Here is a 20,862-nt window from a genome sequence, read left to right as displayed (position 1 = left end):
GTTCACATACGTCCCGTCAGTCGCGCGTGCAGCGACCGCGCGGAGGCGTCGGTGAGCGACGCGATCTGATCGACGATCACCCGCTTGCGGGCGTGGTCGTCGCCGGCCGCGTCGAACAGCGCCCGGAACTGCAGGTCGAGTCCGTCGGGCGCGCGGGCGGTGAGCGCCTCGGCGAGTTCCGCGACGACGACCCGCTGGTCGGCGCGGAGCCGCTCCTGCTCGGCGCGCTGCATGACGTACCGGTGGGCGATGGCCTTGAGCACCGCACACTCCATTCTGGTCTCGCGCGGTACGACGAGTTCCGCGCCGTACCGGGTGAGCCGCCCGCCGCCGTACGCCTCGCGGGTGGCGCCCTCCGCGGCCAGGCAGAACCGGCCGATGAGCTGGCTGGTGGCGTCCTTGAGGCGGGCCTGGGCGACCGCGGTGCCGTCGTAGCCGTGCGGCCACCACTCCTCGTCCTGGAGCCGGTCGAGGGCGGCGGCGAGTTCGGCGGGGTCGGTGCCGGCGGGCACGTACAGGCGGACGGCGACGGCGAACACCTCCTGCCGTTCCGGTTCCGCGTGCAGGCAGCCGGGGTCGACATGACCGGCGTGCAGGCCGTCCTCGACGTCGTGCACGGAGTAGGCGACGTCGTCCGACCAGTCCATGACCTGGGCCTCGAAGCAGGTGCGGGTGCCGGGGGCCTCCTTGCGGACCCAGTCGAAGACCGGCCGGTCGTCCTCGTACACGCCGAACTTGGGGGACGCCGGGTCGGTGGGGTGCGCGCCGCGCGGCCACGGGTACTTGGTGGCCGCGTCCAGGGCGGCGCGGGTGAGGTTGAGGCCGACGGAGCCCTCGGGGGTGAACCGCTTGGGCTCGATGCGGGTGAGGAGCCGCAGGGACTGGGCGTTGCCCTCGAAGCCGCCGCAGTCGTCCGCGAACTCGTTCAGCGCCTGCTCGCCGTTGTGCCCGAAGGGCGGGTGGCCGAGGTCGTGGGAGAGGCAGGCGGCCTCCACGAGGTCGGGGTCGCAGCCGAGGGCCGCGCCCAGCTCCCGGCCGACCTGGGCGCATTCGAGGGAGTGGGTGAGGCGGGTGCGGGGGCTGGCGTCCCACGCCTGGGTGGAGGTGCCGGGGGTGACGACCTGGGTCTTGCCGGCGAGCCTTCTGAGGGCGGCGGAGTGCAGGATGCGGGCGCGGTCGCGCTGGAAGGCGGTGCGGCCGGGGCGTTTGTCGGGTTCGGGAGCCCAGCGGTCGGCTGACGCCGGGTCGTAGGCCGAAGACGGTGCGGGGGCTGCCATGGTTCGACAGTACGGGTTGATGGTGACGAAACGGCGGTTGTGGGGCGCCTACTCGTCTGCCGGGTCGGGGTGCGTCTGCGGCTGCGGGTGCGTGGGGGCTCGTCGCGCAGTTCCCCGCGCCCCCAAGAAGGTGGGTCCGGTGGGCCGACCTGAAAGGGGCGCGGGGCACTGCGCGATCGACCACGACGCACCCGCAGCCGCAAGCGCACCCCTAGGCGGCTGCCGTCACCGGCGTTCCCTGGGCCCGCTCGTACCGGTGGAGGATCAGCTCGGCCATCGCGTCGTGGGCTCCCAGGGGGGCCGACGCGATCCACGGGGCGTTCGCCGCGCACTCCGTGGCGAAGCGGCCGGGGGCCGTGAAGTAGGAGGCGATGGCGATGTGGCGGCGGCCCCTCGCCCGCAGGGCGGTGATCGCCTCCGGGACCGTCGGGGCCGCTGCCGAGGCGTAGGCCGGGAGGACCGGGACGCCCAGGCGGGCGGCGAGCAGGTCGGCCATGCGGCTGGTGTCGACCCTGGCGTCGGGGTCACGGGAACCCGCCGCCGCCAGGACCACGGCGCTCGCGGGCCTCGGGCGCCAGCCCGCCTCCCGCAGGCGGGCCTGCAGCGTGTCGGCCAGCAGGGGGTGCGGGCCCAGCGGGGCGGCGACGCGCGTGCGGGCGCAGGCGGCGGCCGCCATCTCCGGGATGTCCTGCTTGACGTGGTAGCCGCGGCCGAGGAGGAGCGGGACGAGGACGGCCTCGGTCTCCCCGAGCGCGGCGAGGGTGTCCGGGAGCAGCGGCTCGTTCAGTTCGATGTGACCGAGGTGCACGGGCAGGCCGGGGCGCAGCGCGCGCACCCGGTCCATGAGCGCCCGCACGGTGCTGAGCGCGCGCGGGTCGCGGCTGCCGTGGGCCACCAGGACCAGGGCGGGCGGGCCGGAGCGCGGGGAGAGGTCGGTCACCGTCATGCGAAGATCCTCGCCGGGCGAGGTTGCACGCCCGTTGCCTGACCGTCACGAGTCTTTTCCGGCGCTTCACGGTAGGAACCCGCACGCTGTGAGCGAACCGGAACCTCCTGCGCTGCGTCCTCCATGGTCGAAGCCCACGGGGCGCCCAAGGGGGGAACGAGCGTATGAGGATCCGCCGACCGCGACTGCCGCAGACCCGCACCGGCCGGCGGCGCCTGCTGCAGGGCGTGATGGCCGCGTGCGTGCTGGCGCTGCTGCCCGCCACCTGGCTGTACGTCTCGACGGCCGGCCGGCTGCGCACGGTGGCGGACGTGCCGCGCGCCGACGTCGCGGTCGTCTTCGGTGCCGGCCTGTGGGACGGCGAGCCCTCGCCGTACCTCGCCAACCGCCTGAACGCGGCGGCGACGCTGTACAAGGAGGGCCGCGTCAAGGTCGTCCTCGTCACCGGCGACAACAGCCGGAAGGACTACGACGAGCCGGACGCCATGCGCACCTACCTGACCGCGCACGGTGTGCCCGGCAAACGCATCGTCAGCGACTACGCCGGGTTCGACACCTGGGACTCCTGCGTCCGGGCGAGGAAGATCTTCGGCGTGGACCGGGCCGTACTGATCAGCCAGGGCTTCCACATCCGGCGGGCGGTGGCGCTGTGCGAGGCCGCGGGGGTCGAGTCGTACGGGGTCGGGGTCGACGCCAAGCACGACGTGACCTGGTACTACGGCGGGACGCGGGAGGTCTTCGCGGCGGGGAAGGCGGCTCTCGACGTGCTCTTCGAGCCGAACCCCCGGTTCCTGGGGAAGAAGGAACCGGGGGTGGCCCGGGCCCTGGCCGCGGCGCCGCACTGAGCGCGTCCGTCGACGGCAGCGCCCCGTAAGGGGGCGCTGGGGGTCCCCCCGCCGAAGGCCGGGGGAGGAACTGCGCGACCAGCCACGACGGCGCCGCAGACGGCAGACGGCAGACGGCAGACGGCAGACGGCAGACGGCAGACGGCAGATCGCGGCACTTCCGGCGGAGCTCTCGGGAGCATCCCGCCGTCGTCCTCAGCGGGTGACCGCGACCGTGCCCGCCGTGCGTTCCCCGGCGAGCCGCAGCAGTGGCCGTTCGCCGGGCGGGCCGAGCCGGTCGGCGGGGCGGCCGAGGTGTTCGAGGTCGCCGTCGGCTGTCCAGCGGCCGAGGTCGCGGGTGCGGAACATGGCCCGGCCCGCGCCGAGGAACGGGTCGGGGGCGTACCGCTCGGCGTTCAGGGTGTCGTCGCCCAGGTAGCCGGCCGAGACGCAGTCGCCGCCCGCCCACACCTCGCCGGTCTCGCCGATGGGCAGCGCACGGCGGTCGGCGCCGAGGACGTACAGCGTGCTGTTGGGAAGGGGCCGCCCGGCGCTCCGGGTGTGGCGGCTCACGGTGGTGGCGAGGGTCGCCTCGGCCGGGCCGCGGCAGTGGAAGAAGGCGGCCCGGCGCGACCAGCGGTCGGCGAGCGGGCGCGGGCAGGGTTCCCCGGCGACGGCGACCGTGCGCAGGCGCGGGCAGTCGGCCGGGTCGATGCCGGACAGCACCGCAGCGGTGGCGATCAGGACGGTCGCGGTGCGGGCCGCGGCACCGGGGTCCTCGCCGCGGACGGCCAGGGTGGCGCCGTGGGTGAGGCAGCCGAGGATCTCCCAGGCGGCCGGGCCGGAGGCGATGCCGAGGAGTTGGGCGACCCGGTCGCCGGGGCGGATGCCGAGCCCGCCGGGTTCGGTGAGCAGCAGGTTGGCGATGTTGCGGTGGGTGAGCTTCACGGCGTGGGTGCGGCGGCCGGCGGTCCCGGGGACGAAGAGGACGCAGCAGCCGTCGTCGGGATGCGGCGGCAGCAGCGGCACGGGCCCGGGATCGTACGGCGCCGGGTCGTCGAGGGCGATCAGCCGGTGGCCGCCGGGGAGGGGGACGCGCGGGACGTGTTCCTTCTGGGTGAGGATCACCCGGGTGCCGGCGGTGCGGATGACGTCGGCGAGCTGGGCCGGGGAGGTGCGGCCGATGTCCTGGGGGACGTAGGCGGCGCCCGCCTTGAGGACGGCGAACAGGCCGACCAGCATCGGAATGGAGCGCCTGGCGAACAGGCCGACGTGGTCACCGGGTCGGACACCCTCGCGGGCCAGCCGGGCGGCGAGGGCACCGGCGTAGCGGTCGAGTTCGCCGTAGGTGAGGGTCGCGCCGTGGTGTTCGGCGGCGACGGCGTGGGGGTGGACGATGGCATGCCGTTCGATGGCCCGGTGGACGAGCGGTTCGTGGACGGGTGTGTCGGCGCCGCGGCCGTACTGCCAGAAGAGGTGCTGGTCGCGGGGGGTGAGGTGACGCAGAGGCATGGCTCGGAGACCTCCTGGCTGGCTCTTTCGAGTGGGGGAGGCCGAGTCCGGGAGCGGCGGGGGCCCGGTCAGGGCGGGGGTCGAGCGCCGTGCGGGTCTTACGCGGGGTGGGGGACGGCGGTGGCAGACGACGACTGTAGTCGGGTCCCTTGGAGACTCAACGGGGTGGGACCGGCCAACAGGGGTGGGGAACGAGCCACTTGCGGGGGCTCCGTGCCCCAGGGACGGCGGCGGACCAGGCACCCGTCGGCCCCGGGTGGGGCGGTGCCGACGCCGGCGGCCCGGTATCGGTTCTCACGATGGCAGGGATACCGGGGGGAGTTGACCGTTTCGGCGTGGCAACACGGGTCCGTCACGGGACGTAACACACCGGACGCACGCTGGTCGACGTGGAGGCCGCCTCGACGCCCGCCCGCCGCCCGTACCGCGCCCCGCGGTTCGGGGTGGCCCTGTCGCCCCTGCCAACCGGGCGGGCGTCGAGGTCTCCGGGGGCAGCCCCCGGTCAGCCGTGGCCCAGCCAGTCGCCGCCGTCGATGCGCCGCCCGTCGGTGCGCAGTCTCTCGGCCACGGCGGGCCCGGCGACGTACACCCAGGCCCGGACCGCGGCCCCGTCCCGCAGCCGTACGACGTCCCGCGCGACGCGTACGTACAGGCTCGCCGGGTCCTGCGGCACGCACTCCTCCAACTCGTCGAGTTCGAGAAGGAGCCGGTCGTACGACTCCGGGCGCGCGGTGACGAGTTCGCCGCGCACCGCCGCCGGTCCGGGCTCCTCGACGACGTAGGGGTAGCCGGGCCCGTCGTAGAGCACCGCGCCGTCGAGGCGGCCGGGTTCCTCGGTCCTTGTCCGTCCCCGCAGGTACGCGTCGTGGTTGACCTCGCCCGGGCGGAGCGTGCCGTAGACGAAGAACGGGAGGCGGTGGGGGTTCCGGGCGGTCACAGAAAGGATTCTGCACCCTCCCGACCTCCACACACATCTCCATGGAGGCGCTATGGACATGACATGTCATGGCCTCTTGAATCTCAGTCGTCATCAGCGCCACCCCCACGCCTTCGAGGCGCATCTCCAAGGAGACCGATGAGCCGGACACGGAACACCCGAGCCTCCCGTCTCGCCACGGCCGGCGTCGCCGCCACCACCGCGACCCTGCTGGCCGCCGCGCTCTCCCCCGCCGCCCACGCGGACGCCAGACCGACCCGGGCCACCGCGCTCGCCAACGCGGCACAGGCACTCGTCCAGCACGCCGCCGCCCTCGGCCTCACGTCCGCCGAGGGCACCTCGGTCCGCGACGTGATCGTGGACGGGAACGGCACACAGCACGTCCGTTACGACCGCACGTACCGCCGACTCCCCGTCCTGGGCGGCGACTTCGTCGTCCACCTCAAGTCGGACGGCGCCTACCGCAGCGCCGACCGGGCGACCCGGAGCCGGATATCCCTGGCGTCGATCGTCCCGGACGTCTCCGCCCCGAAGGCCGCCGACCTCGCGGTGAACGCGCTGCGGGCGGCGAACCTCGGCGACGCGCTGAAGCAGGTGCAGGCCAAGCCGCAGCTGGTCGTCGACGCCCTGCACGGCACCCCGAGGCTGGCCTGGCGCACCAACGCCGTCGGCAAGGACTCGCTCGGCAACCCGGTCGCCCGCACGGTGCTGACGGACGCCCGCACCGGCGCCCAGATCGACGCCTGGGACAGCATCGAGACGGCGACCGGCGACGGCAAGTCGCTGTACAGCGGCACGGTCCCGCTGGAGACGACGCAGTCCGGCTCGACGTACAACCTCACGGACCCGACGCGCGGCAACACGTACACGGGCGACGCGGCGAACAAGACGGACCTGTGCATCTTCGGCATCTGCATCAGCCGGGCGCCGTCGACGGTGTTCACGGACGCCGACAACCACTGGGGCACGGGCGCCACGTCGGACCGCTCCTCGGCCGCGGTCGACGCCCAGTACGGCACCAACGAGACCTGGGACTACTACAAGAACGTCCACGGCCGCAACGGCATCGCCGGCGACGGCAAGGGCTCGTACAACCGCGTCCACTACGGCAACAGCTACAACAACGCCTTCTGGGACGACAGTTGCTTCTGCATGACGTACGGCGACGGTGACGGGACGACCTTCGGCCCGCTGGTGGCGCTGGACGTGGCGGGCCACGAGATGACGCACGGCGTCACCAGCAAGACGGCCGCGCTGACGTACTCCGGCGAGTCCGGCGGCCTGAACGAGGCGACCTCCGACATCCTCGGCACGCTGGTGGAGTGGTACGCCGACAACTCCTCCGACCCCGGCGACTACCTGATCGGCGAGAAGATCGTCCGCTCCGGCTTCGGGAAGACGGCACTGCGGTACATGGACCAGCCGTCGAAGGACGGGAGTTCGGCGGACTACTGGAGTTCGTCGGTGGGCAATCTGGACGTCCACTACTCCTCCGGTGTCGCGAACCACTTCGCCTACCTGCTCGCAGAGGGCAGCGGCGCGAAGACCATCAACGGCGTGAGCTACAACTCCCCGACGTACAACGGCTCGACGGTGACGGGGATCGGGAGGGACAAGCTGGGGGCCATCTGGTACCGCGCCCTGACGGTCTACATGACGTCCTCGACGAACTACGCGGGCGCCCGCACGGCAACCCTCAACGCGGCGAAGGACCTGTACGGCAACGGCAGCACGGAGTACAACGCGGTGGCGGCGGCGTGGAGCGCGGTGAACGTGAACTGAGGCACGGCGCATCGAGGTGAGGCGTCCGCCCCGGCGAACGAACCGGGGCGGCCGTCACATACACCCCAGACAACGGGGAACAGCGCAATTCAAGGAATCACGGAATTCCGGAATGCCGGACCCTCTCACAATGCTCCCCGAGTGGATCCGATGGCGATGATGTGCAGTTTCGGTGACGCACCGCCGGTTTTCCGAACTCCATTGCCCGGAAGGCCACTTGCGGCAATTCCCCGAGTCGACTAACTAGATAAATCATGAACTTGTTCAGCCGCCCCCACACCTCCCGGCGCACCCCCACGCTCCCCCCACGTCCGGCTGCGACCCCCACCGCGGCCCCCACCCTCCTGGACCCCGCCCTCGCCGCCCTCACCGGCGAGTGGATCATCGACCCGGCCCACAGCAGAATCGGTTTCTCGGTCCGGCACGCGATGGTGACGACGGTCCGCGGGGCCTTCACCGAGTACAAGAGCCGCCTCTACTTCGACGGCCGCGACCCCTCCCGCTCCCAGGCGGAGATCATCCTGTCCACGGCGAGCGTCGACACGGGCGTGGAGCAACGGGACGCCCATTTGGTCGGCCGCGACTTCCTGGACGCCGCGACCCACCCGCGGATGCGTTTCCAGAGCACGGCGGTACGCCTGAAAGCGCCGGACGTCTACGTCATGACCGGCGACCTGACCATCAAGAGCACGACCCGCCCGGTGGACCTGGAACTCACCTACATCGGCAACGTCACGGACCCCTTCGGCTACCAGCGCGTCGGCTTCGACGGCACCACCACCATCAACCGCATGGACTGGGGACTGGCCTACAACTCCCGCCTGGCGGAGGGCGGGGCGATGGTGAGCGAGACGGTGCGGCTGCAGTTCGACATCGCGGCGATCCGGACGGTGCCGGAGGGCGGGCAGGGGATGCCGTAGCGCCGCGGATACGGCCCGGACGTCAGACTCACTCGCCTTCGGGCATGCATCCGACATTCGGGCGCCCGGCCCGGCCGCCCGCCCCCGGAGAGGGTCACCCGTTCACTCCCCCCACCCCCCACCATTCGTGTGTTCTTCATACCGGCACCCGCTCAACCCCCTTGACCTGCCCGAATTCCCCCTCAACGGGGCTCCCGACCCCCCGCCGTGACACCCGTTCATCCCAAAACTGACGGCGCCTCAGGGAGCGCGGCCGGGCGGTTGGCTTTTACCTCGGTAGAGCAAGGGAGTGGACGACCTCGACCGAGGGAGCACCATGCGACGCACCGCCCGTCTGGTGACCGGGACCGCGCTGGCCGCGGCCACGGCCGGACTCGCCGTCGCGCCGGCGTACGGTGGCGGCACCGGCAGCCTCGACGTGTACCCGTCGACCGCGGCGGCAGGCGCCCAGGTCACCGTGAACACGGCTGCCTGCGGTGAGAAGGGAACGGCGGTCGGGGACGCCGGCTCGGTCGGCGCCGGCACGTTCACCCTTGCGCCGAGCACGCACGAAGGCGAGGCGATCGGGCAGTTCCAGGTGCCGCCGAGCGCGCAACCGGGGACGTACGAGATCGTCGCGAAGTGCGCCGAGGGGAACCGGCAGGTGACCGGGGACCTGGTGGTGGCACTGGCGCCGGCCGCGGGGCAGCAGGTGCAGCCCCACGGCAGTGTGAAGACGGGGGTCGGTGGTGCCCTTGGCTCCGACCCCGTGCAGACCGCGGCAGGCGTGGCGGCTCTGGCCGTCGCCGCCGCGGGCGGTACCTGGCTCCTGCATCGCCGGGCGAGAGGCGATGTGATCTGACGGACACCCTCCGCTGTCCGTCCGCCGGTACCGCACATCCCACCCCCTCCGGGTCCGACGCCCCTCGCGGCCCGGAGGGGGAGGGGGTCACGTTCGTCCCTCAGGGAGAGGGGTTCGCATGCGCAGGATCGGGGACACCGCGATAGCCGCCGTGACCGTCATAGCCCTCGGCTCCGGCGTCTGGCTGATGGGCCCCGGCATCGGACCGCACACCGCGCCGCCCCAGCCGTCCGCCGCCGAGGGCCGCCCCGACCCCGGCGAGGAAGCCCTCGAAGCCCCCGCGCTGCCGCCCTCCCCGGCCACCCGCATCCGCATCCCCGCCATCCGTGTGAACGCCCCCCTCATGGGCCTCGCCCTCACCCCCTCGGGCAGCCTCGACGTCCCGCCCGCCGGGAACAAGAACCTCGCCGGCTGGTACGAGGCCGGAACCACCCCCGGCGAGACCGGCACCGCCATCGTCGCCGGGCACGTCGACAACACCGAGGGCCCCGCCGTCTTCTACGACCTCGGCGCCCTCAGGCGCGGCGCGACCATCGAGGTGGACCGGCAGGACAGGAGCGTCGCCGTGTTCAGCGTCGACGCGGTCGAGGTCTACCAGGCCCGCGACTTCCCCGACGAGAAGGTGTACGGCGCCGCGAAACGCCCCGAACTCCGGGTCATCACCTGCGGCGGCGGCTACTCGCGCACCACCGGGTACCAGGGGAACGTCGTCGTCTTCGCCCACCTGACGAGCAGCCGGTGACGGGCAGCCGATGACGGGCAACCGCTGACCGGCAGCCGTTCACCTGCAGTCGGTGACGGACAGCCGCCGGCCGGCAGTCGGTGACGGGCGGGCGGTGACCGACCGCGGTCCGGGGACGACGTACACAACCTCTGCCCCGCGAAACCGGCCCCGTCGCCACCCCACCGCCCCACCAGCGCACCGCCGCCGCCCCCACCACCGCCCACCTGCGGCGCAGGCCGACCGCCGCCCCGCGTTTCCGCCACCTCACAGTCCCCGCCGTCCCTCCCCCGGACCCCTCACACCCACCTCCCGCCCCCGAAGAGGGCAGCGTTCCTCACGGGAAACAGCGGTGATGCGGCCGGGTAACGTCGGCGCCGCACGCTCCTGGGTATGACCTCGAATACGCGTGTGGTGGTGATCGGCGCCGGCCGCACGGGCGCCCGTCCCGCCCGGTGGCCCGGCGAGCTCGGCGCCCCCGTGACGCCCGGGTCGCCCCGCCGCGCTTCCGAGGTGACCGCCCGCCCCACCTGCGGCGGCCCGGCCGAGGCCCAGGTGCCCGGCTCCGTCCGCGCCGCCCGGACCGCCGGCCGCGCGGACGGCACCGCGATCGCATACGACATGTCGGACCACGTGCAGCCGGAAGGCGTGCTGCGGACGGGCGTGCCCTCCGAGCGCGGTCGCCCCCTGCTCCACCCGCTCCCCAACGACGGAGGCTCCTGATGACCACCACCCCCGGGGCCACCCCCACGATCGTGCTCGTCGGCCACGGCATGGTCGGTCAGCGTTTCCTCGAGGCGCTCGCCGAGCGCGGCCTGACCGCCACGCACCGCGTGGTCGTGCTGTGCGAGGAGCCGCGCCCCGCCTACGACCGCGTCGCCCTCACCTCGTACTTCTCGGGCCGGACCCCCGACGAACTCTCCATGACCGACATGGAGTTCATCGACGCACACGGCATCGAGCTGTACGTGGGCGACCCGGCGGAGACGATCGACCGCACGGCGAGGACCGTGACGGCCGGGTCCGGCAGGACCTTTACGTACGACACGCTCGTACTCGCCACCGGCTCCTACCCGTTCGTGCCTCCTGTCCCCCACAAGGACGCGACGGGCTGCTTCGTCTACCGCACCATCGAGGACCTGCTCGCGATCGAGGAGTACGCGAAGTCGAGGGCGACCGTGGGCGCGGTGGTCGGCGGCGGGCTGCTGGGGCTGGAGGCGGCCGGGGCGCTGAAGGGGCTCGGACTCACCTCCCACATCGTGGAGTTCGCGCCGCGGCTGATGCCGGTGCAGGTGGACGAGGGCGGTGGCGCGGCCCTGCTGCGCACCATCGAGGAGATGGGTCTGACGGTCCACACCGGCGTCGGCACGCAGGAGATCGTGGTCGACTCCGCGGGTGCCGTGACCGGGATGAGGCTGTCCGACGGTTCCGAACTCGCCACCGACCTGGTGGTGTTCAGCGCCGGTGTCCGGCCGCGGGACCAACTCGCCCGCGACTGCGGTCTGACGGTCGGCGAGCGCGGCGGCATCACGGTCGACGAGCAGTGCCGTACCGTCGGCGACCCGCACGTGTTCGCGATCGGCGAGTGCGCGCTGGCGGCGGACGGCCGGGTGTACGGGCTGGTGGCGCCGGGCTACGAGCAGGCCGAGACCGCGGCGGCGGCCCTCGCCGCCGACGAGGCCGAGCAGCTGACCTTCACCGGCGCCGACCTGTCCACCAAGCTGAAGCTGCTCGGCGTGGACGTGGCCTCCTTCGGCGACGCGCACGGCACGGCCGAGGACTGCCTGGACGTCGTGTACTCCGACTCCCGTTCGGGCCTGTACAAGAAGCTGGTCATCGGCCGGGACGGCACCCTGCTCGGCGGCATCCTGGTCGGAGACGCGGACGCGTACGGCACCCTGAAGGCCTTCACCGGTTCGGTACCGCCGGTCCCGCCCGAGTCCCTGGTGCTGCCGGCCGGTGCCGGTGAGTCCGTCCGGCTCGGCCCGGCCGCGCTGCCCGACGACGCGGTCATCTGCTCCTGCAACAACGTCCGCAAGGTCACGATCCGCGGCGCGGTCACGGAGCACGGCTGCAGCACCGTGCCCGAGGTGAAGAAGTGCACCAAGGCCGGTACGACGTGCGGCAGTTGCGTCAAGGTCCTCGGTCAGCTGGTCACCGCCGAGCTGGAGGCGTCCGGCGTCGAGGTCGACAAGGGCCTGTGCGGCTGTTTCGCGCAGACCCGCGAGGAGCTGTACGAGATCGTCCTGGCACTGCGCATCAACACCTACCAGGACCTGCTCGACCGGTACGGCCGGGAGGGTGCCCGGGGCGGCGACGGCTGCGAGGTCTGCAAGCCGGCGGTGGCGTCGGTCATCGCGTCCCTCGCCCCGACGATCGGTGCGAGCGGTTACGTCCTGGACGGCGAGCAGGCGGCGCTCCAGGACAGCAACGACCACTTCCTCGCCAACCTCCAGAAGAACGGGTCCTATTCGGTCGTCCCGCGCATCCCCGGCGGCGAGATCACCCCCGAGGGCCTGATCACGATCGGCGAGATCGCCCGCGACTTCGGCCTCTACACGAAGATCACCGGCGGCCAGCGGATCGACATGTTCGGCGCGCGCGTTGAGCAACTCCCGCTGATCTGGACGCGGTTGGTGGACGCCGGTTTCGAGTCGGGCCACGCGTACGGAAAGGCGCTGCGGACCGTCAAGTCCTGTGTGGGGTCGACCTGGTGCCGTTACGGCGTCCAGGACTCGGTCCGGATGGCGATCGACCTGGAGCTGCGCTACCGGGGGCTCAGGTCGCCGCACAAGCTCAAGTCCGCCGTCTCCGGCTGCGCCCGCGAGTGCGCGGAGGCCCAGTCGAAGGACTTCGGCGTCATCGCCACCGCCAACGGCTGGAACCTGTACGTCGGCGGCAACGGCGGCGCCACCCCACGCCACGCGGACCTGCTCGCCCAGGACCTCACCGACGCCGAACTGGTCCGGCTGATCGACCGTTTCCTGATGTTCTACATCCGTACGGCCGACCGCCTGGAGCGCACGTCGACCTGGCTGGAGCGGATCCCGGGCGGCCTGGACCACGTCCGTGACGTGGTGGTCGAGGACTCCCTGGGCATCTGCGAGGAGCTGGAGTCCCTGATGGCGGCACACGTGTCCGGCTACGCGGACGAGTGGGCGACCACCATCGACAACCCGGAGAAGCTCGCCCGGTTCGTGTCCTTCGTCAACGCCCCCGACACCCCCGACCCGGTCGTCGGCTTCGTGCCCGAGCGGGACCAGATGAAGCCCGACCTGCCCCTGCTGTCCATCGGCCTGCGCCGCGCGGACGGCACGGCGACCGTTCTGGAAGGAAGCGCCCAGCGATGACCCTGGCCCCCGAGACCACCGACCTGAAGGTCCAGCTCCAGCTGGCCGACGCCTGGCTCACGGTCTGCGACCTGAGCCTGCTCACGCCCGGCCGGGGCGTGGCCGTACTCCTCCCGGACGGCCACCAGGCCGCCGTCTTCCGCGACCGCGCCGGCCGCCTCTACGCCATCGACAACCGCGACCCGTTCGGCGGCGCGGCGGTCCTCTCCCGCGGCCTGACCGGCACCCACCAGGGCCGCCCGTTCGTGGCCTCCCCGCTCCTCAAGCAGCGGTTCGACCTGGAGACCGGCGCGTGCCTGGACGACGAGACGGTACGGGTGACGGCGTACGAGGTACGGGCCGCGTAGGTCCCGCCCCGCTCACGCCCCCTTCAGGACGGCGTCGTAGGACACCCCGGTGAGCCGCTCCGAGGCGTCCCAGAGCCGCCTGGCCATGGTGTCGTCGCGGGTCCAGGGCGCCCGCCAGGAGGGGGCCGGCGCCCCGCGCCACATCGCGACGGCCGGACCGGTGAAGGAGTCGGACCGTACGCCGGGGGCGGTGGCCGCGTACAGCGTGGGCAGGGCCCCGGCCTCGGCGGACTGGGCGAACACGAGGTTCGCGGCCGTCATCGCCCGCTCGGCGGCGCGCCGCCCCTCGGCGCGGGGTCCGGCGGTCTGCAGGTTGGTGGCGGCGTAGCCGGGGTGCGCGGCGGCGGCGACCAGGCCGGGGCCGCGGGCGGCGTCGGCGCGCCGGGCGAGTTCGTGGACGAAGAGCAGGTTGGCGCTCTTGGACCGCCCGTACGCGACCCAGCGCCGGTAGCGCCGCCGGCTGTCGAGGTCGCCGAGGTCCACGTTGGCCAGGACGTGCATCATGCTGGAGACGGTGACGACACGGGCGCCGGGGGTGCGCAGCAGGACGGGCAGGAGCAGTCCGGTGAGCGCGAAGTGCCCGAGGTGGTTGACGCCGAACTGCGTCTCGAACCCGTCCGCGGTGGTCCCGTACGGCGGTGCCATCACCCCGGCGTTGTTGACGAGGAGATCGAGCCGGTCGTACCGGAACGAGGCGGCGAAGTCCCGTACGGACGCCAGATCCCCGAGATCGAGCCGCCCGAACTCGATGTGGGCGTCGGGTACTTCGGTGGCCATCCGGTCCCCCGCCGCGTTCCCCCGCCGCTCGTTCCGGCAGGCGAGCACGACCCGCGCGCCCTTGCGCGCCAGCTCCCGGGCGGTGACGTACCCGAGCCCGCTGTTGGCCCCGGTGACGACGGCGACGCGCCCGGCGAGGTCCGGGATGTCGCCGCTGCTCCAGCCGCTGCTCATGGGGGCGCCCTTCACAGGTGGGGTCCGTGGTGCTGCCAGCCTACGAGCGCGGGGCGCGGGACGGCACCGGACGCGGCCGTACGCCGCACGCCGTACCCCTGGGCCGCGTAGGGTGCCAGGATGATCGGCATTCCGGAGGCACTGGTACGGGGCACGATCGACCGCGAGGGTGACCGCGGAGCGGCCTGGATCGCCGGACTCCCGGAGACGGTCGAGGACCTGCTGCGGCGCTGGGACTGCGTGCCCGACGGCGAGGTGACGCACGGCGGTGTGGGCGTGATCGTCCCGGTCCGCCTGCGGTCCTCGGGCCGCCCCTGCGTCGTCAAGGTGTCCTTCCCCCACCCCGGCAACGTCCACGAGCCGGACGCGTTCGAGGCGTGGGCGGGCCGTGGCGCGGTCCTCCTCCACCGGCGCGACGACGCCCGCTTCGCCCTCCTCCTGGAGCGGGCCCACGTGTCGACGCTGGCGGCGCTGGAGCCCGACGACGAGACGGTGATGACGATCGCGGGCCGCCTGAACCACCGCCTCGCCGTCCCGGCACCACCGGGCCTGCCCCGGCTGCGGGACCGCGCCGACGGATGGGCGGCGGAGCTGCGCGAGAACGCCGCCGAACTGCCCCACGCACTGCCGCCCCGCGCGCTGGAGGCGGCCGTCGCCACCACCCGCGAACTGGGCCGGGCCCAGCCGGACACCCTCGTCCACGGCGACCTGCACGCACGCAACATCCTGCGGGCGGACCGGGAACCGTGGCTGGCGGTCGACCCGAAGGGCTGTGCGGGGGACCCGGCGTACGACGGCGGCACCCTCCTCAAGTCCCGCGCGCTGAACCTCATGCAGTCCGACGACCTCCCGAAGACCGCGCGCCGCCTCCTGGACGTGTTCGCCGAGGCCGCGGAGCTCGACCGCGAACGCGTGCGCCGCTGGGCCCAGTTGCACGCCGTCCAGGCGGCGTTCTGGGGCCGCCGGCACGGCTTCCGCATCGCACGGTCGGGCCCCCGGCTCGACCGCATCACCCAGTGCGCCGACAGACTGGCGGAGGCACTGGCCGTCTAGCCGGAGGCGGTCGCCCCTCGGCTCGCTCTCCCGTCACCGCCGCCCGCCGAACTCCCAGTCGTGCACCTCGACGTCCGCGTACCGCACCGGCGCCAGCACCCCCAGCGCCTCGTCCCGGTCCGTGGCCCGGACCAGCGCCGCCGTGCCGATCCAGGTGGTGCCGTCGTCGGACAGCAGCGGGCCGAAGGCGATCAGGTCGTCGTGGCCGGTGCCGGCCGGCAGGCCGCCGGGGCCGGGGAGGGTGCCGTCGGTGCCGTCGTGCGCCGGGCCCAGGCCGAGCACCAGGTACCGGTTGCCGTCGCTCCGGCCGCCGGGGAACTCCCACATGGTGCGCCCCAGCAGGTTGCGCCACCGCCGCAGCAGCACGTCCCGGTACACGCCGGCCTGGTAGTTGGGCTCGTCGAAGGCGAACGCGCGGGCGGCGGCGGGTCCGGGCAGGTCGACGACGTGCACACTCCCGCTCGGCACCTCGGCGTCGGCCGCGAACGTCGGCCCCCGGGCGATCAGCCCGGCCGCGTAGCCGTCCATGTACGCCCAGTGGTCCTCCACCAGCTCCGTACGCAACGCGACAGAGCCGGCACGGTCACGGTGGTAACAGAAGAACTCCATGACCGCGGAGCCTTCCGCAGGACGGCCCGGCCCCTCAACACGGTTTCCCCGGCCTTGCCCGAGGCGGGCGCCGTCAACCCCTCACGACCCCGCGCAACAGCAGGTCGATGAGCCGGAGGGCCAGTTCGCGCTGTCCCTCGTGCGCCGCCATCAGGCTGATACCCCCGAGCGCCATCAGCACATCACGCGCGTCCACCCCCGGCCGCGCCACCGGCGTCCCCTCCGCCGCGCCCAGCAGGCGGGCGATCGCATCGACCAGGAGCGTCCGGGTGTGCAGTTTCTCGCTCTCGTCGGTCAGGATCACCCGCAACGCGTCGGCCATCCCCTGCTTCGCCGCCATGAAGTCGATGAAGCGCTCCATCCACGTCCGCAGCGCCTCCACCGCCGGCAGCGCGGCCGCCAGTTCGTCCGCCGCCTCGCACAGGCGCTGCACCTCGTGCCGGTAGACCGCCTCGATGAGCAGCTCCTTCGACGGGAACCGGCGATAGAGCGTGCCGACGCCGACGCCCGCCCGGCCGGCGATGTCCTTGACCGAGGCGCCCGCCCCCTCCCGGGCGAACGCCGCTGCCGCCGCCTCCAGCAGCCGGTCCTCGTTGCGCTGCGCGTCCGCGCGCAACGGCCTGCGGGACGCCGCCGCGACCCCGTCGGTGCCGCTCAACCCAGACCCCTCCTCGTCACCGCCGCTTGCAACCGGAACCAGTTCCGCTTACCGTCGAAGCGCGAACCGGAACCAGTTCCGGATACGAGGGTACGACGGCCCCTGCCCACACGCCACCGGCCGCGCCCGCACGAGTCCCCTCCCACCACCCGCCTGGAGAACCTCATGTCCCGCCCCCTCTTCACCACCCCCTTCGGAGCCCTGAGCACCGCCGCCGAGGTGCTCTCGGGCGTCGACCTCAGCGGCAGGCGTGCCGTCGTCACCGGCGGCGCCTCCGGCATCGGACGCGAGACCGCCCGCGTCCTCGGTGCCGCCGGCGCCGAGGTCACCATCGGCGTCCGCGACCTGGCGGCAGGCATCCGGGCCGCCGAGGAGATCGCCCCTGCGAGCGGACCGGGCAGCGTACGCGCCGCCCTCCTCGACCTCGCCGACCAGCGCTCCGTGCGCGCCTTCACCGACGCCTGGCAGGGCCCGCTGCACATCCTCGTGCTCAACGCCGGGGTCATGGCCACGCCGCTGCAGCGGACGCGGGAGGGCTGGGAGATGCAGTTCGCCACCAACCACCTCGGCCACTTCGCCCTCGCCACCGGCTTGCACGGGGCCCTCGCCTCGGCCCACGGCGCGCGCGTCGTCGCGGTCAGCTCGGTCGGCCACGTCAACGGCGACATCGACTTCGACGACATCGGCTTCGAGCGGCGCCCCTACGACCCGTGGGCGGCCTACAGCCAGTCCAAGACGGCGAACGTCCTGTTCACCGTCGAAGCGGCCCGCCGCTGGGCCCCGGACCTGATCACCGTCAACGCCCTCAACCCCGGCCGTATCACCAGCACCCGGCTCGGCCGCCACATCGGGGACATCTCCAACAGCCCGGCCTCGTTCGGCGCCACCAGCACCGACGTGTCGTGGAAGGACATCGAGCAGGGCGCCGCCACGTCGGTGCTGCTCGCCGCCTCCCCCCTGGTCGAGGGCGTGACCGGCCGGTACTTCGAGGACTGCGACGAGGCCGGCCCCCACCGGCCCGGCGTCCGCCGGGGGGTCGCCGCCCACGCCCTGGATCCCGACCACGCGGCCCTCCTGTGGCGGCTCTCCGCCGACCTGCTCACCGCTCCGGCCGCCGCCTGAGGCCCAGGCGGCCCTACGGCCGCAACGCCACCCCCACCGCCACGCCCAGCCTGCGCACGAACTCCGTGCGGTCGGCGACCCGGTGTTTCCAGCCCTCTCCGGCCGCCTGCAGGACCTCGGCGATCTGCCGCGGTGTGACGGTGCCGGGGACGGGCCGGCCGGAGTCGGCGATCGCCTTCGCGAGCGTGTCGAGGAAGGCGTCCCGGTGGTCGTCGTAGAGGTCGTGGAGCTGCGCGGTCCCGTGCTCCAGCAGGTCGTCGACGCCCTCGTTGAGGTGCGTGCCGACGTACCGGCCGAGGCTCGCGTCGAGCGCGGCCACCAGACGGGTGTCGAGGTCGGCGCCGGGTGCGTCCAGTGCCGTGCGGACGTCCGCCAGCGCCCGGTCCAGCTCCTGCCGCACGGTCTCGCGGAACAGCTCCTCCTTGCCGGAGAAGAGGAAGTACAGGCCGGGGCGGGAGATGTCGGCGGCCCGGGCCACCGCGTCCATCGACGTCCTGCGATAGCCGAACGTGGCGAAAACGGTCAGCGCCGCCGCGAGCACCTGCTCGCGGCGGCGGGTGTCCCCTCGGGGCGCGGTCATCTGCGCACCCTACCTAAGGGGCATGGTGTACACGTTTCATTGATTCTGTTCATCGCAGGGCCGGCTGCCGACGGCCTGTCGTAGCGGCCGCGGTGCCGGTCAGACGACGCGCCGCAGCGCCTTGGGGGTGAGGTCGGCGAGGGTCGGGTAGCCGTCGACGGCCATGATCAGGTCGGCCTCGGCGAGCAGCGCCCGCAGGACGTGGACGAGGCCGGGCTCACCGCCGCCTGCGAGGCCGTACGCGTAGGGACGGCCGACGCCCACGGCGGTGGCGCCCAGCGCGACCGCCTTGACGATGTCGGCACCCGTGCGGACACCGGAGTCGAACAGGACGGGCAGGCCGTCGGCGGCCTCGACCACCTCCGGCAGCACGTCGAGGGCGGGCAGGCCGCCGTTGGCCTGGCGGCCGCCGTGGTTGGAGCAGTAGACGCCGTCCACGCCGGCGTCCCTGGCCCGGCGGACGTCCTCGGGATGGCAGAGGCCCTTGAGGATCAGCGGCAGATCGGTGATCGACCGCAGCCAGGGCAGGTCGTCCCAGGTGAGCGGGTTGCCGAAGATCCCCGCCCAGAGCGCGACGGCGGCCTGCGGGTCGTCCTCGGGGTTCTTGCCGAGGCGGGCGCGGAAGACGGGGTCGCCCGTGTAGTTGGCCAGGCAGTTCCCGCGCAGCTGCGGGAAGTTGCTGGTGCTCAGGTCGCGGGGCCGCCAGCCCGTGATCCAGGTGTCGAGGGTGACCACGATCCCCTTGAAGCCGGCCTTCTCGGCCCGGTGCACCAGACTCTCGGCCAGTTCGCGGTCGGTGGGGGTGTAGAGCTGGAAGAACCCCGGGGTGTCACCGAACTCGGCGGCCACCTGCTCCATCGGGTCGACGGTCAGCGTGGAGGCGACCATCGGTACGCCGGTACGGGCCGCGGCGCGGGCGACGGCGAGGTCACCGTGACCGTCCTGCGCGCACAGCCCGATCACCCCGACCGGGGCCATGAACAGCGGCGAGGGCAGCCGCATCCCGAACAGCTCGACGGACAGGTCCCGCTCCGTGGCCCCCACCAGCATGCGCGGCACCAGCCCCCAGCGGTCGAACGCGCCGACGTTGGCCCGCTGCGTCCGCTCGTCACCGGCGCCGCCTGCGACGTACGACCGCACCGCAGGGGGCATCGCGGCCAGGGCCAGCGGCTCCAGATCGTCGTACGACATCGGGAACCGCGGCACCACTCCGCGCAGCCCGTCGAGGTAGATCTCGTTCTGGTAGTCGGCGAACGCCATGTTCCCGCCCTTCTTCACGACTGCGCCCGCGGGGTACGGGTCCCTGGGGTCCATCATGGGAGAGTGGCGCACACCGGCTTCGAAACGCAGGATTCCGGCTCGGACGACGAGAGAGCGCAGGATACTGCCACCAGTGCGGGCGTACCGGCCCTGCTGAGCGAGGACGAGCTGGCGCTGATCAACGCGCTGCAGCTGAGCCCGCGCGCCTCCTGGACCGAACTGGGACACGCCCTGGGCGTCGACCCGGTCACGGTGGCCCGCCGCTTCCACCGCCTGTCCGCGCAGGGCACGGCCTGGGTCGGGTTCTCGCCCGGCCCGCGCCTGCTGGAGCAGATCTGTGTGGCGTACGTCGTGATCGACTGCGCTCCGGGAACCACGGCGCGGGTCGCCGGGGCCCTGGGCGCCCACCCGCACATGGTGACGATCGAGCGGACGGCTTCGGGCCACGACATCCTCGCCACGGTCGCCACCCGCGACCTGCCGGCCCTGTCCCGCTACACCCTCGACCTGCTGCCCCGGCTGCCGGGCATCACCGCCGTACGGTCCCGGATCGTCACCCACATGTTCACCGAGGGCGGCCACTGGCGCATCGCCGCCCTGGCCCCGGCCCAGCGCGCCCGGCTGACGGCGCGGACACCCGCTCCCGCCGCGCGGCAGACAGCCCACCGGCAGCTCACCTCCTTCGACCGCGCCCTCGCCCTCCGCCTCGCCCACGACGGCCGCGCGCCCTACCAGTCCCTGGCACGGGACCTCGGCGTCAGTCTCTCCACCGCCAAACGCCGCGTCGAGGCCCTCATCCGCCGCGGCCTGCTCCGCTTCCGCTGCGACTTCGCCCGCCCCCTCGGCGGCTGGCCGGTCGCCGTCACCTTCTGGGCCAGGGTGCCGCCCGCCGACCTCCCCGGGGTCGGCCAGTCCCTCATCCGCCTCCCCGAGACCCGCAACTGCGCCGCCGTCAGCGGCCCGCAGAACCTCGTCCTCCAGGCCAGCCTGCACTCGGTCAGCGACATCCTCCGCCTGGAGACCCAGTTGGCGACGGCCCACCCGACCCTCGACATCGCGGACCGGGTCGTCACCCTGCGCCAGGACAAGCTCCTCGGCCGCCTCCTGGACGCGCACGGCCGCTCCGTGGGCGTGGTACCGGCGGACCTGTGGGCGGAACCGCCCGGGTAGCC

Annotated in this window: 20 protein-coding genes; 11 read left to right on the top strand and 9 right to left on the bottom strand. The window is 73.2% G+C overall.

The features are described 5' to 3' along the window. Nucleotides 1-2: 2 nt before the first annotated feature. Both ACFY6U_RS21320 and ACFY6U_RS21315 read right to left on the bottom strand, forming a co-directional pair. Nucleotides 3-1,277 carry a deoxyguanosinetriphosphate triphosphohydrolase gene (locus tag ACFY6U_RS21320; protein ID WP_390040334.1) on the bottom strand — a complete coding sequence of 425 codons (1,275 nt, stop codon included), beginning with the start codon at nt 1,275-1,277 and terminating at the stop codon, nt 3-5. A gap of 211 nt (nt 1,278-1,488) precedes the next feature. Continuing rightward, the gene (locus tag ACFY6U_RS21315) at nt 1,489-2,223 is read right to left on the bottom strand and encodes a sirohydrochlorin chelatase (protein ID WP_390040332.1); all 735 of its coding nucleotides are present in this window, start codon (nt 2,221-2,223) and stop codon (nt 1,489-1,491) included. 164 nt (nt 2,224-2,387) lie between these two features. On the opposite strand from ACFY6U_RS21315, the gene ACFY6U_RS21310 reads away from it, so the two are divergent. Continuing rightward, entirely contained in the window at nt 2,388-3,068 is a 681-nt protein-coding gene (locus tag ACFY6U_RS21310; RefSeq protein WP_390040330.1) for a vancomycin high temperature exclusion protein, read from the top strand. 195 nt (nt 3,069-3,263) lie between these two features. Here ACFY6U_RS21310 and ACFY6U_RS21305 read toward each other — a convergent pair whose 3' ends face one another. Both ACFY6U_RS21305 and ACFY6U_RS21300 read right to left on the bottom strand, forming a co-directional pair. After that, the gene (locus ACFY6U_RS21305) at nt 3,264-4,559 is read right to left on the bottom strand and encodes an AMP-binding protein (protein WP_390040328.1); all 1,296 of its coding nucleotides are present in this window, start codon (nt 4,557-4,559) and stop codon (nt 3,264-3,266) included. A 502-nt stretch (nt 4,560-5,061) separates the two neighbouring features. Further along, entirely contained in the window at nt 5,062-5,496 is a 435-nt protein-coding gene (locus ACFY6U_RS21300; protein ID WP_390040326.1) for a gamma-glutamylcyclotransferase family protein, read from the bottom strand. A gap of 138 nt (nt 5,497-5,634) precedes the next feature. Here ACFY6U_RS21300 and ACFY6U_RS21295 point away from each other — a divergent pair, with 138 nt between their 5' ends. The 7 genes from ACFY6U_RS21295 (at nt 5,635) to nirD (ending at nt 13,457) form a co-directional block, all read left to right on the top strand. Beyond that, entirely contained in the window at nt 5,635-7,278 is a 1,644-nt protein-coding gene (locus tag ACFY6U_RS21295; RefSeq protein WP_390040325.1) for a M4 family metallopeptidase, read from the top strand. A gap of 254 nt (nt 7,279-7,532) precedes the next feature. Further along, complete coding sequence (locus ACFY6U_RS21290) at nt 7,533-8,198, top strand: YceI family protein (RefSeq protein ID WP_390040323.1); 666 nt, start codon at nt 7,533-7,535, stop codon at nt 8,196-8,198. Between the two features lie 316 nt (nt 8,199-8,514). After that, nucleotides 8,515-9,039: a hypothetical protein gene (locus ACFY6U_RS21285; protein ID WP_390040321.1), complete on the top strand. Its 525-nt coding sequence runs from the start codon at nt 8,515-8,517 to the stop codon at nt 9,037-9,039. 118 nt (nt 9,040-9,157) lie between these two features. Next, on the top strand, nt 9,158-9,781 hold the full coding sequence (locus ACFY6U_RS21280) for a class F sortase (protein WP_390040319.1): 624 nt from the start codon (nt 9,158-9,160) through the stop codon (nt 9,779-9,781). Between the two features lie 372 nt (nt 9,782-10,153). Then, nucleotides 10,154-10,483, top strand: a complete 330-nt coding sequence (locus ACFY6U_RS21275; protein WP_390040317.1) for a hypothetical protein — start codon at nt 10,154-10,156, stop codon at nt 10,481-10,483. Beyond that, a complete protein-coding gene (gene nirB / locus ACFY6U_RS21270) occupies nt 10,483-13,110 on the top strand; it encodes a nitrite reductase large subunit NirB (RefSeq protein WP_390040315.1) in 2,628 nt (875 codons plus the stop codon). Before ACFY6U_RS21275 ends, nirB begins: the two co-directional genes overlap by 1 nt. Next, nucleotides 13,107-13,457: a nitrite reductase small subunit NirD gene (nirD, locus tag ACFY6U_RS21265; RefSeq protein ID WP_390040313.1), complete on the top strand. Its 351-nt coding sequence runs from the start codon at nt 13,107-13,109 to the stop codon at nt 13,455-13,457. The genes nirB and nirD overlap by 4 nt, the downstream gene beginning before the upstream one ends. A gap of 12 nt (nt 13,458-13,469) precedes the next feature. Here the strand turns inward: nirD and ACFY6U_RS21260 are convergent, their stop codons facing one another. Further along, a complete protein-coding gene (locus ACFY6U_RS21260) occupies nt 13,470-14,408 on the bottom strand; it encodes an oxidoreductase (RefSeq protein WP_390040311.1) in 939 nt (312 codons plus the stop codon). A gap of 120 nt (nt 14,409-14,528) precedes the next feature. Between ACFY6U_RS21260 and ACFY6U_RS21255 the strand changes: the two genes are divergently transcribed. Further along, nucleotides 14,529-15,461 carry an aminoglycoside phosphotransferase family protein gene (locus tag ACFY6U_RS21255; RefSeq protein ID WP_390040309.1) on the top strand — a complete coding sequence of 311 codons (933 nt, stop codon included), beginning with the start codon at nt 14,529-14,531 and terminating at the stop codon, nt 15,459-15,461. Between the two features lie 33 nt (nt 15,462-15,494). Here the strand turns inward: ACFY6U_RS21255 and ACFY6U_RS21250 are convergent, their stop codons facing one another. Further along, nucleotides 15,495-16,070 (bottom strand): YciI family protein, encoded by a 576-nt coding sequence (locus ACFY6U_RS21250; RefSeq protein ID WP_390040307.1) that lies wholly within the window; start codon nt 16,068-16,070, stop codon nt 15,495-15,497. A 73-nt stretch (nt 16,071-16,143) separates the two neighbouring features. After that, entirely contained in the window at nt 16,144-16,728 is a 585-nt protein-coding gene (locus ACFY6U_RS21245) for a TetR/AcrR family transcriptional regulator (protein WP_390040305.1), read from the bottom strand. A 165-nt stretch (nt 16,729-16,893) separates the two neighbouring features. Between ACFY6U_RS21245 and ACFY6U_RS21240 the strand changes: the two genes are divergently transcribed. After that, a complete protein-coding gene (locus ACFY6U_RS21240) occupies nt 16,894-17,850 on the top strand; it encodes an SDR family NAD(P)-dependent oxidoreductase (protein ID WP_390040303.1) in 957 nt (318 codons plus the stop codon). 13 nt (nt 17,851-17,863) lie between these two features. On the opposite strand, the gene ACFY6U_RS21235 is transcribed toward ACFY6U_RS21240, so the two are convergent. Next, a complete protein-coding gene (locus ACFY6U_RS21235) occupies nt 17,864-18,430 on the bottom strand; it encodes a TetR/AcrR family transcriptional regulator (RefSeq protein WP_390040301.1) in 567 nt (188 codons plus the stop codon). A 99-nt stretch (nt 18,431-18,529) separates the two neighbouring features. Continuing rightward, the gene (locus ACFY6U_RS21230) at nt 18,530-19,690 is read right to left on the bottom strand and encodes a lactate 2-monooxygenase (RefSeq protein ID WP_390040466.1); all 1,161 of its coding nucleotides are present in this window, start codon (nt 19,688-19,690) and stop codon (nt 18,530-18,532) included. A gap of 63 nt (nt 19,691-19,753) precedes the next feature. Here ACFY6U_RS21230 and ACFY6U_RS21225 point away from each other — a divergent pair, with 63 nt between their 5' ends. Beyond that, nucleotides 19,754-20,860 (top strand): Lrp/AsnC family transcriptional regulator, encoded by a 1,107-nt coding sequence (locus ACFY6U_RS21225; protein WP_390040299.1) that lies wholly within the window; start codon nt 19,754-19,756, stop codon nt 20,858-20,860. Nucleotides 20,861-20,862: the final 2 nt, after the last annotated feature.

The organism is Streptomyces sp. NPDC013157, from assembly GCF_042899865.1.
Taxonomy (GTDB): domain Bacteria; phylum Actinomycetota; class Actinomycetes; order Streptomycetales; family Streptomycetaceae; genus Streptomyces.
The sequence above is the reverse complement of the archived record's forward strand: the minus strand, read 5'-3'. Positions and strand labels throughout refer to the sequence as shown.

Excerpts from the sequence above, each read along its gene's own strand:
- ACFY6U_RS21320 (WP_390040334.1), bottom strand. The coding sequence starts at position 1,277 with ATGGCAGCCCCCGCACCGTCTTCGGCCTACGACCCGGCGTCAGCCGAC.
- ACFY6U_RS21315 (WP_390040332.1), bottom strand. The coding sequence starts at position 2,223 with ATGACGGTGACCGACCTCTCCCCGCGCTCCGGCCCGCCCGCCCTGGTC.
- ACFY6U_RS21310 (WP_390040330.1), top strand. The coding sequence starts at position 2,388 with ATGAGGATCCGCCGACCGCGACTGCCGCAGACCCGCACCGGCCGGCGG.
- ACFY6U_RS21305 (WP_390040328.1), bottom strand. The coding sequence starts at position 4,559 with ATGCCTCTGCGTCACCTCACCCCCCGCGACCAGCACCTCTTCTGGCAG.
- ACFY6U_RS21295 (WP_390040325.1), top strand. The coding sequence starts at position 5,635 with ATGAGCCGGACACGGAACACCCGAGCCTCCCGTCTCGCCACGGCCGGC.
- ACFY6U_RS21290 (WP_390040323.1), top strand. The coding sequence starts at position 7,533 with ATGAACTTGTTCAGCCGCCCCCACACCTCCCGGCGCACCCCCACGCTC.
- ACFY6U_RS21285 (WP_390040321.1), top strand. The coding sequence starts at position 8,515 with ATGCGACGCACCGCCCGTCTGGTGACCGGGACCGCGCTGGCCGCGGCC.
- ACFY6U_RS21280 (WP_390040319.1), top strand. The coding sequence starts at position 9,158 with ATGCGCAGGATCGGGGACACCGCGATAGCCGCCGTGACCGTCATAGCC.
- ACFY6U_RS21275 (WP_390040317.1), top strand. The coding sequence starts at position 10,154 with ATGACCTCGAATACGCGTGTGGTGGTGATCGGCGCCGGCCGCACGGGC.
- nirB (WP_390040315.1), top strand. The coding sequence starts at position 10,483 with ATGACCACCACCCCCGGGGCCACCCCCACGATCGTGCTCGTCGGCCAC.
- nirD (WP_390040313.1), top strand. The coding sequence starts at position 13,107 with ATGACCCTGGCCCCCGAGACCACCGACCTGAAGGTCCAGCTCCAGCTG.
- ACFY6U_RS21260 (WP_390040311.1), bottom strand. The coding sequence starts at position 14,408 with ATGAGCAGCGGCTGGAGCAGCGGCGACATCCCGGACCTCGCCGGGCGC.
- ACFY6U_RS21255 (WP_390040309.1), top strand. The coding sequence starts at position 14,529 with ATGATCGGCATTCCGGAGGCACTGGTACGGGGCACGATCGACCGCGAG.
- ACFY6U_RS21250 (WP_390040307.1), bottom strand. The coding sequence starts at position 16,070 with ATGGAGTTCTTCTGTTACCACCGTGACCGTGCCGGCTCTGTCGCGTTG.
- ACFY6U_RS21240 (WP_390040303.1), top strand. The coding sequence starts at position 16,894 with ATGTCCCGCCCCCTCTTCACCACCCCCTTCGGAGCCCTGAGCACCGCC.
- ACFY6U_RS21235 (WP_390040301.1), bottom strand. The coding sequence starts at position 18,430 with ATGACCGCGCCCCGAGGGGACACCCGCCGCCGCGAGCAGGTGCTCGCG.
- ACFY6U_RS21230 (WP_390040466.1), bottom strand. The coding sequence starts at position 19,690 with ATGGCGTTCGCCGACTACCAGAACGAGATCTACCTCGACGGGCTGCGC.